Origin of the sequence: Caulobacter sp. HMWF025 (genome assembly GCF_003060965.1) — a bacterium.
GTDB lineage: Bacteria > Pseudomonadota > Alphaproteobacteria > Caulobacterales > Caulobacteraceae > Caulobacter.
In genome coordinates this window covers 49,198-62,415 of the sequence record NZ_QAII01000156.1, presented here as the reverse complement: position 1 = coordinate 62,415, position 13,218 = coordinate 49,198, and the positions used below count along the sequence as shown (strand labels likewise).

Genomic DNA, 13,218 nt, shown 5'->3' with positions numbered 1-13,218 from the left:
GGCCTATGAGGCGATGAACGCGGCCACCGACACGACCAAGCAACTGACGGTCATCCTCAACGACAACGACATGTCGATCGCCCCGCCGGTCGGCGGGATGAGCGCCTATCTGGCCAATCTCGTGTCCGGCGGGACCTATCGCAAGGTCCGCAAGCTGGGCAAGACGGTGGTCGAAAAGCTGCCGACCCAGATGCGGGAAGCCGCCCGCAAGGCCGAGGAATATGCCCGCGGCATGGTCACCGGCGGCACCTTCTTCGAGGAACTGGGCTTCCACTATGTCGGGCCCATCGACGGCCATGACATGGACGCCCTGGTCTCGGTGCTGAAGAACGCCCGCGAGTTCAAGGAAAAGCCGGTCCTGGTTCACGTCGTGACCCAGAAGGGCAAGGGCTATGCGCCGGCCGAGGGCGCGGCCGACAAGCTGCATGCGGTGGTCAAGTTCGACGTCGTCACCGGTCAGCAGCAGAAGGCCGCCGCCGGCCCGCCCAGCTACACCAAGGTGTTCGCCCAAGAACTGGTCAAGCAGGCGGAAGCCGATCCCAAGATCGTCGCCATCACCGCCGCCATGCCCTCGGGCACGGGTCTGGACCTGTTCCAGAAGGCCTTCCCCGAGCGGACCTTCGACGTCGGTATCGCCGAGCAGCATGCGGTGACCTTCGCCGCCGGCCTGGCCGCCGACGGCATGAAGCCGTTTGCGGCGATCTATTCCACCTTCCTGCAGCGCGGCTATGACCAGGTGGTTCACGACGTGGCCATCCAGCGCCTGCCGGTGCGCTTCGCCATGGACCGCGCCGGACTCGTGGGGGCCGACGGCCCGACCCATGCCGGCACCTTCGACATCGGCTTCATGGGGGCTCTGCCCGGCATGGTGCTGATGGCCGCCGCCGACGAGCTCGAGCTGGCCCGCATGGTCGCCACCGCCGTCGAGATCGACGACCGTCCCAGCGCCTTCCGCTATCCGCGCGGCGAAGGCCTGGGCCTCGAGATGCCTGTGGGCCGCGCCGAGCCGCTGGAGATCGGCAAGGGCCGCATCGTCCGCGAAGGGACCAGCGTCGCCATCGTGTCGTTCGGCACGCGCCTGACCGAAAGCCTGAAGGCCGCCGACCTGCTGGCCGCGCGCGGCCTCTCGGCTACCGTCTGTGACGCCCGCTTCGCCAAGCCGCTGGACATCGACCTGCTGCTGCGGCTGGCCCGCGAGCACGAGGCGATCATCACGGTGGAAGAAGGCGCCATGGGCGGCTTCGGCGCCTTTGTGCTGCAGGCCCTGGCCACGCACGGCGCGCTGGATCGCGGTCTGAAGATCCGCACCCTCACCCTGCCGGACGTCTTCCAGGACCAGGACAAGCCTGACCTGATGTACGCCCAGGCCGGTCTCGACGCTGAAGGCATCCTGCACGGTGCCCTGGCGGCCCTGGGTGCCGACAACGCCTCGGCGGCGGGGCGGCGGGCTTAGAGGGGTCGATCCCGGCGGTCTCCGGCAGTCAGCCCCCTAGAAAACGCAAAAGGCGCGGCACCCTCGCGGGGCCGCGCCTTTTCCAGTCTGAGGGCCGCGATCAGAACGGCGAGAAGCGCTCGACCAGGGCCTGGCCGGCCGGGGTCTTCTGCACGCGGCTGATGTCGCCGCGGCCGCCGTAGCTGATGCGGGCTTCGGCGATCTGGGTGTGCTTGATCGTGTTGGCCGAAGAGATGTCTTCCGGACGCACGATGCCGGCCACGGTCAGCTGGCGCAGTTCAGCATTGGTCCGGACTTCCTGGGTGCCCTGGATGACCATATTGCCGTTCGGCAGCACCTGGCTGACCACGGCGGCGATCGTCAGGCTGATCTTTTCCGAGCGGCTGACGCTGCCGCCGCCGGCGTTGCTGAAGGTCGAGTCCGTGCCGACCGCATTGGCCGGATCGAAGCCGCCCGGCAGGACCTTGCCGAGGCTCGACTCCAGGCCGAGGAAGTTGCTGACCCCGGCCTTGGTGCTGGAGGTGCGGTTGCTGGCGGTGTTGTTCTTGGTGCTGGCGCTGTCGTCGATGTCGATCTGGACGGTCAGGATGTCGCCCACGCGGCTGGCGCGCTGGTCGTTGAAGAAGGCGCGCGCGCCGACCCGCCACAGCGAATTGGCCGAAGCGGCCTGGGGCGCGGGTTCGCGGGCCGAGACATATTGCTGCGACATCGGGGCCAGCTGGGCCGGATAGCCGACCGGGGCCAGTTCAGGGCCCTTGACCGCCTCGGTCACGGTCGAGCAGGCGGCGAGCGGGGCGAGGAGCAGGGCGGCGACGAGGAGCGATTTGCGCATGACGATGACCTCTAGCGGGCGGCGTAGCGAACGGGGTTACGGCTGGCCCGCAGGCGCTGGGCCTGGGGACCGACGACGGCGGAACCGGGGCCGACGGCCACGGCCTCGATGACTTTCTTGGACACGGTGTTCTGCAGCGTGAAGGTGTCGCCGACGGCCGCAGCCGTCAGGGCCTTGCCCTGCAGGGTCAGCGAAATGCCGCCGTCCTCGAAGGTGACGGCGACCTGGTCGCCCGTCTTGATGACCTGGGCGGCCGAAACATCGCGCAGCGAGGCGACGGCCCCCTGGCGCAGGGGGCGGCGGACGCTCATGCCGATCAGGGCCTCGGCGTCGCCGGGCGTATCGCTGGGGGCGACGGCCACCTTGGTCCAGATCAGGTCCTGCGGCTGGACGATTTCGCCGGCCGCGAGGCTGCGGGCATAGGCAAGAACTTCCACATTGGCGCGGACCATCGGGGCGGTGGCCCCGCCGTCCGGTCCCTGGCGCACCACGATGCGGCGGATGCCCTGGCTGTTGGCCCATTCCAGACCGGCCCGGCGGGCGGCGGACTGCACCATACCGGCATCCAGAACCGCCGTCGGACCCACCCGGCTGGCAATCAGGACGCCCGAAGCGGCGCCGGCACCGTCGAACAGGTCGCCGAGCGTGATCCGGCCGTCCTCGTCGGAGGTGTCGAAGCGCAGGGTGACGGGCTGGGCGGCCAGGGCAGGCGAGGCGATCAGCAGGGCGCAGGCGGCGAGGAGAAGGCGCTTCATGACCCTATGACCTCAGCTGCGAAGTGGCCTGGAGCATCTGGTCGGCGGTGGTGATGACCTTCGAATTCATCTCGTAGGCCCGCTGGGCGACGATCAGGGCGGTGATTTCGCTGACCGAATCGACGTTGCTGGCCTCGGTATAGTTCTGCAGCAGGGTGCCGAAGCCCGGCTGGCCGGGCGCGGCAATGTTCGGCGAGCCGGAGGCCCCGCTTTCCATCAGCAGGTTGTCACCGATCGCCTCGAGACCGCCCTCGTTCATGAAGTTGGCCAGCTCGATCTGGCCCACGGTCTGGGGCTGGGCGGCACCGGAGATGGTCACCTGCACCAGACCGGTCTTGCCGATCGTGATCGCCGTGGTGTTCTGCGGGATGGTGATGCCCGGCTGGACGACATAGCCGTCCTCGGTGACCACCTGGCCCTGGTCATTGGTCGAGAAGTTGCCGGCGCGGGTATAGGCGGTCTCGCCCGAGGGCAGCAGGACCTGCAGGTAGCCCTTGCCCTGGATGGCCACGTCCAGCTCGTTGTTGGTCATGGTCGGCGTGCCCTGCTCGGTGATCCGGTAGACCGAGCCGGCCTTGACGCCGCCGCCGACCTGGACGCCCGTCGGCACGACATTGCCGTCGCTGGAGGACTGGGCCCCGGCGCGTTCGATGGTCTGGTAGAGCAGGTCCTGGAACTCGGCCCGCTGACGCTTGAAGCCAACCGTGTTCATGTTGGCGATGTTGTTGGAGATCACTTCGACATTCAGCTGTTGGGCCGACATGCCGGACGCGGCGGTGCGCAGAGCTTGCATGGTCTAGGTTCCCTTAATTGACTTTGCCGAGGCGCTCGACGGCGGAGCGCGTCAGTTCGGCGGTGTTGTCCATCATCTTGGCCATGCTCTCGTAGGCGCGCTGCACCTCGATCAGCTTGGTGATCTGGACCACGGACTGGACGTTGGAGGATTCCAGCATGCCCTGGTGCACGACGGCGCTCGGGGCGGGCTGAAGCGTGACGTTGGCGACGTTGCGATACAGGTTGTCGCCGTCCTTGCGCAGGGCCGAGAGGTCCTGGGTGCTGACGACGCCGATCTTGCCGACCCGAACCTGGCCCTGGCTGACCAGGCCGTCCTTGCCGATGCTGACGGCCCCGAGCTTGGGATCGATCAGGATCTCGCCGCCGCCTTCATCCAGCACCGGGGCCCCGCCCTGGGTGACGAGCTTGCCTTCCGGGTTGGTGGTGAAGCGGCCGTCGCGGGTGTAGCGCTCGCCGCCCGCCGTCTGGACCTTGAAGAAGCCCTGGCCCTCGATGGCGAGATCGAAATCGCCGCCGGTCTTGGTCATCGCGCCCTGGGTGAAGTCGCGGGTCACGCCGTCATCGAGAACAAACTTGACGGGGTTGGAGCCGCCCAGCGTCCGGGCCGGACGCGCCGGCTCGGTACGGACCATCAGTTCCTCGGCCTTGAAGCCCGTGGTGTTGGCATTGGCGATGTTGTTGGCCACGATATCCAGCTCGCGGCGCAGGGTCAGCTGCCGCGAAAGGCCTACATACAGGGCGTTGTCCATGACGATTACCGGGACGACTGGCGCGAGAATTACGCCGCTAAGGGCTCTGCAACCTTCGGGCCAAGTCAAAAAACTGAGTAAAATCAGCGAATAACAAGGTTAACGGAGGGCTGTTGGGCGGAGTCTGCCGGGCAGATTCAGCCTGCGGCGAAATGACCTCTAAAACAGATCGTTAACCATGCTCGCGCATCAGTAGGGGCATAGATTCCAAGGAACCGCGCGCGTGGCCAAGAAACCCCCGAAGGAAGCTCCCGCCCCCGAGGGCGAAGAGGGTGCTGAAGACGGCGAAGCCCCCGCCAAGAAGAAGCCACCCATCATCCTGATCGCGGCGGCGGCCGGCGTCCTCCTGCTGGGTGGCGGCGGCGCTGCGGCCTTTTTCCTGCTGAAGCCCAAGCCCGCCGCCCATGGCGAAAAGGGTGCCGAGGAACACGGCAAGGAGAAGAAGGAAAAGAAGGAAAAGAAGAAGGAGGAGGGCGGTCACGGCGGCGGTGAGAAGGGCGCTGAAGGGGCGGCCGGGGCTCCGGTGATCAAGGAGGGGCCGGACGGGATCGTGTTCTACACCCTGCCCGACATCGTCGTGAACATGCAGACGGCCGACGGCAAGACGACCTTCCTCAAGCTTAAGCTCACCTTCGAACTGCCGGACCAGGAAACCGCCGAGGCGTTGACCCCGAATCTGCCCAGACTGTCGGACATGTTCCAGACGTTCCTGCGCGAACTGAGGCCGGAAGACCTGAACGGCAGCCAGGGAGCCTACCAGCTCCGGGTCGAACTGCTGCGCCGGGTCAATCTGGTCGCCGCGCCCTCCAAGGTGAATGCCGTCCTGATTGAGGAGATGCTCATCAACTAGCGCCCTGCGGCGCGGGTTGGGCAAACCAACATGGCGGACGAAATCGACGATCAGGCCGCAATGGCGCAATGGGCCTCGGAGAACCCTCCGGGGGGCGGGGACGCGTCCGGCGGCGCCAACGCGTTCGGCGACTTCAGCGGCGGCATGGGCGGCGGCGGCTGGGACGACGGCGGCGGCGGCGACATGATGGGATCCGAAAGGATCCTCAATCAGGACGAAATCGACAGCCTGCTGGGCTTCGACCTTTCAGGCGACGGCGCGGACGACCGCACCGGCATCAGGGCGATCATCAACTCTGCCCTGGTCAGCTACGAGCGTCTGCCGATGCTCGAAATCGTCTTTGACCGCCTCGTGCGGTTGATGACGACGAGCCTGCGCAATTTCACCAGCGACAACGTCGAGGTGAGCCTCGACAACATCAGCTCGATCCGCTTCGGCGACTATCTCAACTCCATCCCGCTGCCGGCGATCCTGGCCGTGTTCCGGGCCGAGGAGCTCGACAATTACGGCCTGCTGACCGTCGACTCCAACCTGATCTATTCGATCGTCGACGTGCTGCTGGGCGGACGCCGCGGCACGGCCGCGATGCGCATCGAAGGTCGTCCCTACACCACCATCGAGCGGGTGCTGGTGCAGCGGATGATCGAGGTCGTCCTGCATGACCTGAAAAGCGCGTTCGAGCCGCTGCATCCGGTCAATTTCTCGCTGGACCGGCTGGAGACCAATCCGCGCTTTGCCGCCATCGCGCGACCGGCCAACGCCGCCATCCTGGTCAAGCTGCGGATCGACATGGAAGACCGTGGCGGCCGCATCGAGCTGCTGCTGCCCTATGCGACGCTCGAGCCCATCCGCAAGATGCTGCTGCAGCAGTTCATGGGCGAGAAGTTCGGCCGCGACAACATCTGGGAAGGTCACCTGGCCACCGAGCTCTGGACGACCCAGATGGAAGTTCGGGCCGTTCTCGACGAGCAGCAGCTGCCCCTGTCGCGGGTGCTGGATCTCAAGGTCGGCGACACCCTGATGCTGAACGCCACGCCCGAAAGTCTGGTGGAACTGCGTGCGGGGGCCATCCCGCTGACGCGCGGACGGATGGGGCGTCGCAACCATTCGATCGCGGTCCGCGCCGAGGCTCCGCTGACCCCGGCGGCCAAGAAAGCGGTGCAGAAGCTGAAATGAGCCTGGTCGCGGTCGCCCTCAACCTGCTTCTCGCGGTCCTGCTGATCGTGGCCCTGGGCTTTGGTTGGCGCCTCGAGCGTCGCCTCGAGGCCCTGCGCGACAGTCATGCCGGGTTCGCCAAGGCCGTTGCCGATCTCGATCAGGCCGCTGCCCGGGCAGAGCAGGGGTTGGCTGACCTGCGCGCGGCCACCGATGAGGCTTCTGAATCCCTGGCTGACCGCATCGCGCGGGCTACGGCCCTGGCGGCCCGGCTGGACGAAGCCCTGAACCGCCCCGTCGTCACGCCGCCGCCGCCGACAGCGCCGCGTGCGCGTCCGGAGCCTGCCGAGTCACCCCTGCAATCCGAACGTCGGCTGAAGGCCGAGGATTTCGAGCGGCTTCTGGAGCGTGAGGCCCGGGCGAAGCCCGCTGCCAAGGCGATGCGGCCGGCGGGTGAGCCCGTCGCACGGCCGGCAGCGCCGAAGCCGTCTCCACCCAAGGAAACCCCGCGTTCACGCGCCCGGGTTGATGATGACCTTTTTGAGGGGCCGGTGGATCCACCCGGCCCCGGTTCCAGTTTCAGAGCCCGGCGATGAAGAACATTCCCCGCATTCTGCCGCTCGTGGGCATCGCCGTCGGCGGTGTCCTGGCGGTCAATGCCCTGGCCGGCGCGCGGTCGCTGCCCGAGATGATCAGTGGCGCGCGGGCTTTTGCCGAAGGCACCGGCAAGGCCGGAGAGGGCGCTGCCGGCGAAGGGGCGGCCCAGAAGCCGGCTCCCAAGGCCCCGGCTGCGTCGGCCGCCATGCCGAAGGTTTGCGCTCCGACGGCGACCGACCTGGCCCGCGAGGCCGGCCTGTCGCCGGCCGAACTGCGGATCCTGCAGAGCCTCGGTGCCCGTCGCGGTCAGTTGGACCAGCGCGAGCAGGACATTGACGTGCAACTCCAGTTGCTGGCCGCAGCTGAGGCCAAGCTCGATGCGAAGGTCAAATCCCTGAACGGCCTGAAGGGCGACATCCAGGGGCTGCTGGGGCAGGCCGACTCCCAGAAGTCGGCCGAGGTCGACCGGATGGTGACGGTGTTCTCGGGCATGAAGCCCAAGGACGCCGCAGCGCGGATGACGATCCTTGACGATGCGGTCCGCGTGCCGATCGCCGCCAAGATGAAGGAGCGGACCCTGGCCCTGATCCTGGCGAACATGGCGCCGACGGATGCCAAGGTCCTGACCGAGAAGCTCGCCAACCGCTTTGCGGGTGACGCCATCACCAAGGGCAAGGCCGCCGTCGCCGACGGCGGGACCGCTGCGGGCAAGACGGCGGACGCCGGTGCTCTGGCCGGTGCGTCGCCGAAGAAGTCAGGCTAGGGCAGCGATGAGTCTACGCACGCTCCTGCGATCCGGCGTCGCGGCGGTCTGCATCGCCAGTGTTGCGGTTCCGTCGGTCCAGGCTGCCGGTCCCGTGGCCGTGGCGCGGGGCGGCCTGATCGTCCGTGTTGCCCAGGCTGCCGAGTTCTCGCGGGTCGAGTTCCTGGGCGGTGGTCGCATGACGGCCAGGCGCGAGGGGCAGGTCCTGACCCTGCGCTTCAGTCGCGACGCCAATCCGGACATGACCGTTCTGGGCTTGTCCCCGCCGCGCTGGGTCAAGTCGGCTCAGGCCCGGCATGTCGGCGGCGCGCTCGAGATTGTGCTGAACCTCGCCGATGACGCGGATGCAAGGACCGGCAACGCGGACGGCTCTGACTTCGTCAATATCTACGCCAAGGCCGGGGCCATGGCGGCGGCGGCTCCAGGTGAAGCGCCTGCGGCGCCGGTCGGTCGCCCCAATCCGATGCCGCCGGGCGGAGTCGTCAAGGCCGGGTTCGAGAAGTCCGGCTCCCAGGTCCAGATCGCGTTCAACTGGGCGGCTCCCGCCGGAGCCGCGGTCTTCCGGCGCGGCGAGGCCGTCTGGGTCGTTTTCGATACGCCCGCGCGGCTCGATATCTCGAAGCTTCCGGCGTCCAGTCCGCACTACAGCAAGCTGCAGGTCTTCAAGGGAAGCGACTATACCGCGCTGCGGATCGTCACGCCGGCCGGTACGCCCTATTATGCCGAGGGGTTGGGCGGGCTCTGGACGATCAGCCTGGGGGCAGGATCACAGCCGACTCCGGATCCAGTCCGTGTGGCGCGGGACGAGACGGCCAATCCTGCGACCCTGACCGCTGTTCTGGCCGGCGTTACGCGCGCCGTATGGGTCGCCGATCCTGCGGTCGGTGACCGACTGCTGGTCGCGCCGGCCCTGGCACCGTCCAAAGGACTGCCGTCCCGCCGTGAATATGTCGAGATGGCGCTCCTGCCCTCGGCGCAGGGGCTGGCAGCGGAAACCTATGCGGACGACCTGATGGTCTCCAGCGAGGGCGACCTGCTGCGCATCGGCCGCCCCAAAGGTCTGGTCCTGTCGCCGGTTTCCGCCGCGACGCCGCCGGAGGTCGCGGCCGCTGGTGCGCCCCAGCCGATGGCCATGCCGGCCCTGGTGGATCTCGAGAACTGGCCCAAGACCGGTTCCGGGGGCTTTCTGGCCCGCTACAACGCGCTGCAGGGGGCGATACCCGCTGCGGGTGAGGGCGAGGACAAGAACGGCGACATCGGGGCCCGGATGGCCCTGGCCCGTTTTCTGGTCGGTTCGGGCATGGCCTATGAGGCGATCGGCGTTCTGAACGCTGCGGCCCGCAAGCACCAGACCCTGATGGGCGATGCCGAGTTTCGCGGCCTGCGGGGCGTGGCGCGCGTCATGGCCAATCGCCTGGCCGAGGCCGAAAGTGATTTTGCGTCGCCTGTCCTGTCCGATGACCCGTCCAGTGCCCAGTGGCGCGGCTACATCGCCGCCCGCGGGGGAGAATGGGCCGAGGCCCGTGAGAAATTCACGGGCGGTGGACGGGCGCTGGAGCTGTTTCCGCCGCTCTGGCGCGCGCGGTTCCTGCACGCCCAGGCCGATGCGGCCCTCGGGGTCGGTGACCTCGGCGGTGCGGCCCGACTGGTCGGCGAGGCCCTGGCCCAGCCCAAGGTTCCGGTCGAGGACCAGTTGGCCATCCGTTTGACCCAGGCGCGGATCTTCGAGGCCAAGGGCGAGAAGATGCGGGCCCTGCGGATGTTCCAGGCCATTGCCAAGGCTCCGATTGACCGTCTGGCCACGCCGGCCCAGCTGCATGCGACCCAGATCCGCCTTGCCAGGGGCCAGATCGATGCGGCAACGGCTGCAGCGGAACTGAACCAGTTGCGCTACCGCTGGCGGGGCGACGGGGTCGAACTCGAAACCATTCGCGGGCTGGGCAAGCTCTATATTGACCAGGGCCGCTATCGCGAGGCCCTGGATGTGCTGCGCTCGGCCGGCACAACCCAGTCGGACCGGCCTGAGGCGATTGCGCTGCGCAATGACCTGAACACGGCCTTCCGGGCCCTGTTCCTCGACGGCCTTGCTGACGGGATGCAGCCGATCCAGGCGGTCGGGATGTTCTACGACTTCCAGGAACTCACCCCCATCGGGGCTGACGGGGACCAGATGGTGCGCAACCTGGTTCGGCGCCTGGTGGATGTCGACCTGCTCGATGATGCGGCCAAGTTGCTGAAGTACCAGGTCGAGAACCGGCTCAACGGCGTGCCCAAGGCCCAGGTCGCCACGGATCTGGCCTGGATCTATCTGATGAACAAGCAGCCCGAGAGTGCGCTGCAGACCATCAACGAGACCCGTACGACCATCCTGCCGGCGGCCCTGAACAGCGAGCGTCGCCTGGCGACTGCCCGGGCCTATATGGGGCTCGGCCGCTATGATGCGGCGCTCGAGCTGGTCGAGAAGGACAACAGCCGCGACGTTCAGGACCTGCGCGCCGACATCGCCTGGAAGCAGCGGACCTGGCCCGTGGCCGGTTCGCTATATGAAAAGGCGCTCGGCGACCGCTGGCGCGGCCAGGGGACCCTGGCGATGGGCGAAGAGGCGCGCCTCCTGCGGGCCGGTGTGGCCTATAGCCTGGCCGGCGACAATGTGGCCCTCGGCCGGCTTCGTCAGCGCTATTCGGGATTTGTCGAAAGCGCGGCCAACCCCGAAGGCCTGCGTGTGGCGCTGTCCGGCCTGAACGTCGAATCGCTTTCCAGCGCTGACTTCAGTCGGGTGACGGCTGACAACGAGGCCTTCGGTGGCTGGGTGGCCAAGATGAAGGACCGTTTCCGTGCAGCCAAGCCGGCCGGAACAACGCCGAGGGGCTAGGGCAGGGGCGATCTTTCCCTGTTCCGCTCGATACGTGGCCTCTTCAGCACGGTGATTTCGTCCCGGGCACGTTATTGACGAAAGCCGTCTCCAAAACAGGATTGGTCTTATGGCGGCAACCCCGCGTTTGGCCTAGTTAGGAGCCGCCCGACTTCCCGGGCGGAACGTTGATCGACAGCCGCTTGCCAAGCGCGCGCGGGCGTGCCATGACAACGTTGTCATAGGGTGGAAGATCTAGTGGATATGACGAACGACGGCGAAAATGGCCGCGAGGTGCTGGTTCTGTTGGGCGGTGCCGGCGATCTGGCCCTGCGTATGCTGCTGCCATCTCTGTATTTTCTCGAGGTCGACCGCCTCCTGCCACATGATCTGAGGATCGTTGGCGTCGCGCGCGGTGACCACGATGCCGACAGCTACAAGGCGCTGATCCGCGAACAGCTGGGCAAGCGCGCGACGGTCGAAGAGGCCGCCTGGGCCCGTCTGGCCGCCCGGCTGGACTACATCTCGGTCGACATCACCAAGGCCGAAGGTGCGGCGTCCCTGGCCGAGCGCATCGGCGAGCATGGCTCGCTGGTCATCTTCTTCTCCCTGTCGCCCAGCCTTTACGGTCCCGCCTGTGCGGCGCTGCAGGCCGCCGGCCTGACCGGTCCCGAGACCCGGCTGGTGCTGGAGAAGCCGATCGGCCGAGATCTTGAGAGCTCGCACAAGACCAACGCCGCCGTCGGTGCGGTGGTCAGCGAAAGCCAGATCTTCCGGATCGATCACTATCTGGGCAAGGAAACGGTCCAGAACCTGACGGCCCTGCGCTTTGCCAATGTGCTGTTCGAGCCCCTCTGGGATCGCAACACCATCGATCACGTCCAGATTACGATCGCCGAGACGGAAAAGGTCGGCGACCGCTGGCCCTATTACGACGAGTATGGCGCGCTGCGGGACATGGTGCAGAACCATATGCTGCAACTGCTTTGCCTGGTCGCCATGGAGGCTCCCTCCGGCTTCGATCCAGACGCGGTGCGCGACGAAAAGGTCAAGGTTCTCCGCTCGCTGCGCCGCTTCACTAAGGAGTCGGTGGCGCATGACACGGTGCGTGGCCAATACGTGGCCGGCGTCGTCGAGGGCGGAGCCCGGGCAGGCTATCTCGACGAGGTGGGCAAGCCCAGCAAGACCGAAACCTTCGTGGCCATGAAGGTGGCCATCGACAACTGGCGGTGGGACGGCGTGCCGTTTTTCCTGCGCACCGGCAAGAACCTTCCGGATCGCCGCACCCAGATCGTCGTGCAGTTCAAGGCCCTGCCGCACAACATCTTCGGCGAGGCCACCGATGGAGATCTGGTCGCCAACCGGCTGGTCATCGACCTGCAACCCGACGAAAACATCGTTCTGACCCTGATGAACAAGCGTCCGGGCCTGTCGGAGGAGGGGATGCGGCTGCAGTCGCTGCCGCTGTCCCTGTCGTTTAGTCAGAGCGGCGGCCGTCGTCGCATCGCCTACGAAAAGCTGTTCCTCGACGTGTTCCGCGGCGACCGCACGCTGTTCGTGCGCCGCGACGAGGTGGAGCAGGCCTGGAAGTTCATTGACGGCGTTTCTGCCGCCTGGGTCGAAGCCAATATCGAACCCGCGCCCTATGCGGCCGGAACCTGGGGTCCGCAGTCGTCCAACGGCCTCATCGCGCCCGGTGGGCGTGCGTGGAAGGCCTGATCATGAGCCTGCCGACGATCGAGACCTTTGCGAGCCGCGAGGCGCTCTACGACGCCGCAGCGGCCTTGCTGGTCACGACCCTGACCGAGGCTGTGAACGCCAACGGCAAGGCGGGCTTTGCCGCAACCGGGGGATCCACCCCGGCCCCGGTCTATGAGCGCATGTCGACCCTGGCGGCTCCGTGGGACAAGGTCACCGTGACCCTGACCGACGAGCGCTTTGTGCCGCCGTCGGATGCCAGCAGCAATGAGGGACTGGTGCGCCGGCATCTGCTGAAGGGGCAGGCCGCCTCTGCCCGCTTTGCACCGCTCTTCTTCGAAGGACTTGGCTTCGACGCGGCGGCCAAGGCCGCCGAGGCCGGCGTCGCAGAGGCCTTGCCGTTTGGTGTGGTGGTCCTGGGCGTTGGCGGGGATGGTCACTTCGCGTCGCTGTTTCCGGGCTCGATCGCCCTGGCTGAGGGACTCGACCCGGCGACCGACCGTCTGGTCCTCGCGGTGCCCGCCGGCCAGCCGGCCCCGGATCTGCTGCGTCTGAGCCTCACCCTTGCGGCCCTGACCCAGACCTCGCTGATCGTTCTGCTCGTCACAGGGCAGGCCAAGCGGGACCTCCTTCAGGCCCCTGTCGATCCTGCCTTGCCGGTTGCCGCCATTCTCAACCAGGACCGCGTGCCGGTCCGTATCCTTTGGGCCGAGTAGCGCC

Annotated in this window: 12 protein-coding genes; 8 read left to right on the top strand and 4 right to left on the bottom strand. The window is 67.2% G+C overall.

Annotated features, from left to right (window positions below):
• On the top strand, positions 1 to 1,453 hold a 1,453-nt coding region (dxs, locus tag DBR10_RS16950), incomplete at its 5' end, for a 1-deoxy-D-xylulose-5-phosphate synthase (RefSeq protein ID WP_233243461.1).
• Between the two features lie 100 nt (positions 1,454 to 1,553).
• Here dxs and flgH read toward each other — a convergent pair.
• The 4 genes from flgH to flgF are packed head-to-tail and all read right to left on the bottom strand — an operon-like array spanning position 1,554 to position 4,584.
• Entirely contained in the window at positions 1,554 to 2,285 is a 732-nt protein-coding gene (flgH, locus tag DBR10_RS16945) for a flagellar basal body L-ring protein FlgH (RefSeq protein WP_108556525.1), read from the bottom strand.
• 11 nt (positions 2,286 to 2,296) lie between these two features.
• A complete protein-coding gene (gene flgA, locus DBR10_RS16940; protein WP_108505137.1) occupies positions 2,297 to 3,040 on the bottom strand; it encodes a flagellar basal body P-ring formation chaperone FlgA in 744 nt (247 codons plus the stop codon).
• Positions 3,041 to 3,044: 4 nt separating this feature from the next.
• On the bottom strand, positions 3,045 to 3,833 hold the full coding sequence (gene flgG / locus DBR10_RS16935) for a flagellar basal-body rod protein FlgG (RefSeq protein WP_108490338.1): 789 nt from the start codon (positions 3,831 to 3,833) through the stop codon (positions 3,045 to 3,047).
• A gap of 13 nt (positions 3,834 to 3,846) precedes the next feature.
• Complete coding sequence (gene flgF, locus DBR10_RS16930; RefSeq protein ID WP_108505136.1) at positions 3,847 to 4,584, bottom strand: flagellar basal-body rod protein FlgF; 738 nt, start codon at positions 4,582 to 4,584, stop codon at positions 3,847 to 3,849.
• A gap of 223 nt (positions 4,585 to 4,807) precedes the next feature.
• On the opposite strand from flgF, the gene fliL reads away from it, so the two are divergent.
• The 7 genes from fliL (at position 4,808) to pgl (ending at position 13,214) form a co-directional block, all read left to right on the top strand.
• Positions 4,808 to 5,434, top strand: a complete 627-nt coding sequence (gene fliL / locus DBR10_RS16925; protein WP_108505135.1) for a flagellar basal body-associated protein FliL — start codon at positions 4,808 to 4,810, stop codon at positions 5,432 to 5,434.
• Positions 5,435 to 5,464: 30 nt separating this feature from the next.
• The gene (gene fliM, locus DBR10_RS16920; RefSeq protein WP_108505134.1) at positions 5,465 to 6,610 is read left to right on the top strand and encodes a flagellar motor switch protein FliM; all 1,146 of its coding nucleotides are present in this window, start codon (positions 5,465 to 5,467) and stop codon (positions 6,608 to 6,610) included.
• Complete coding sequence (locus tag DBR10_RS16915; RefSeq protein WP_108505133.1) at positions 6,607 to 7,185, top strand: DUF6468 domain-containing protein; 579 nt, start codon at positions 6,607 to 6,609, stop codon at positions 7,183 to 7,185. The genes fliM and DBR10_RS16915 overlap by 4 nt, the downstream gene beginning before the upstream one ends.
• A complete protein-coding gene (locus DBR10_RS16910; RefSeq protein ID WP_108490200.1) occupies positions 7,182 to 7,949 on the top strand; it encodes a MotE family protein in 768 nt (255 codons plus the stop codon). Before DBR10_RS16915 ends, DBR10_RS16910 begins: the two co-directional genes overlap by 4 nt.
• A gap of 7 nt (positions 7,950 to 7,956) precedes the next feature.
• The gene (locus DBR10_RS16905) at positions 7,957 to 10,821 is read left to right on the top strand and encodes a tetratricopeptide repeat protein (protein WP_108556524.1); all 2,865 of its coding nucleotides are present in this window, start codon (positions 7,957 to 7,959) and stop codon (positions 10,819 to 10,821) included.
• Between the two features lie 243 nt (positions 10,822 to 11,064).
• A complete protein-coding gene (zwf, locus tag DBR10_RS16900) occupies positions 11,065 to 12,519 on the top strand; it encodes a glucose-6-phosphate dehydrogenase (RefSeq protein ID WP_108488748.1) in 1,455 nt (484 codons plus the stop codon).
• 2 nt (positions 12,520 to 12,521) lie between these two features.
• Positions 12,522 to 13,214: a 6-phosphogluconolactonase gene (gene pgl, locus DBR10_RS16895; protein ID WP_108504399.1), complete on the top strand. Its 693-nt coding sequence runs from the start codon at positions 12,522 to 12,524 to the stop codon at positions 13,212 to 13,214.
• The last annotated feature ends 4 nt before the right edge of the window (positions 13,215 to 13,218 follow it).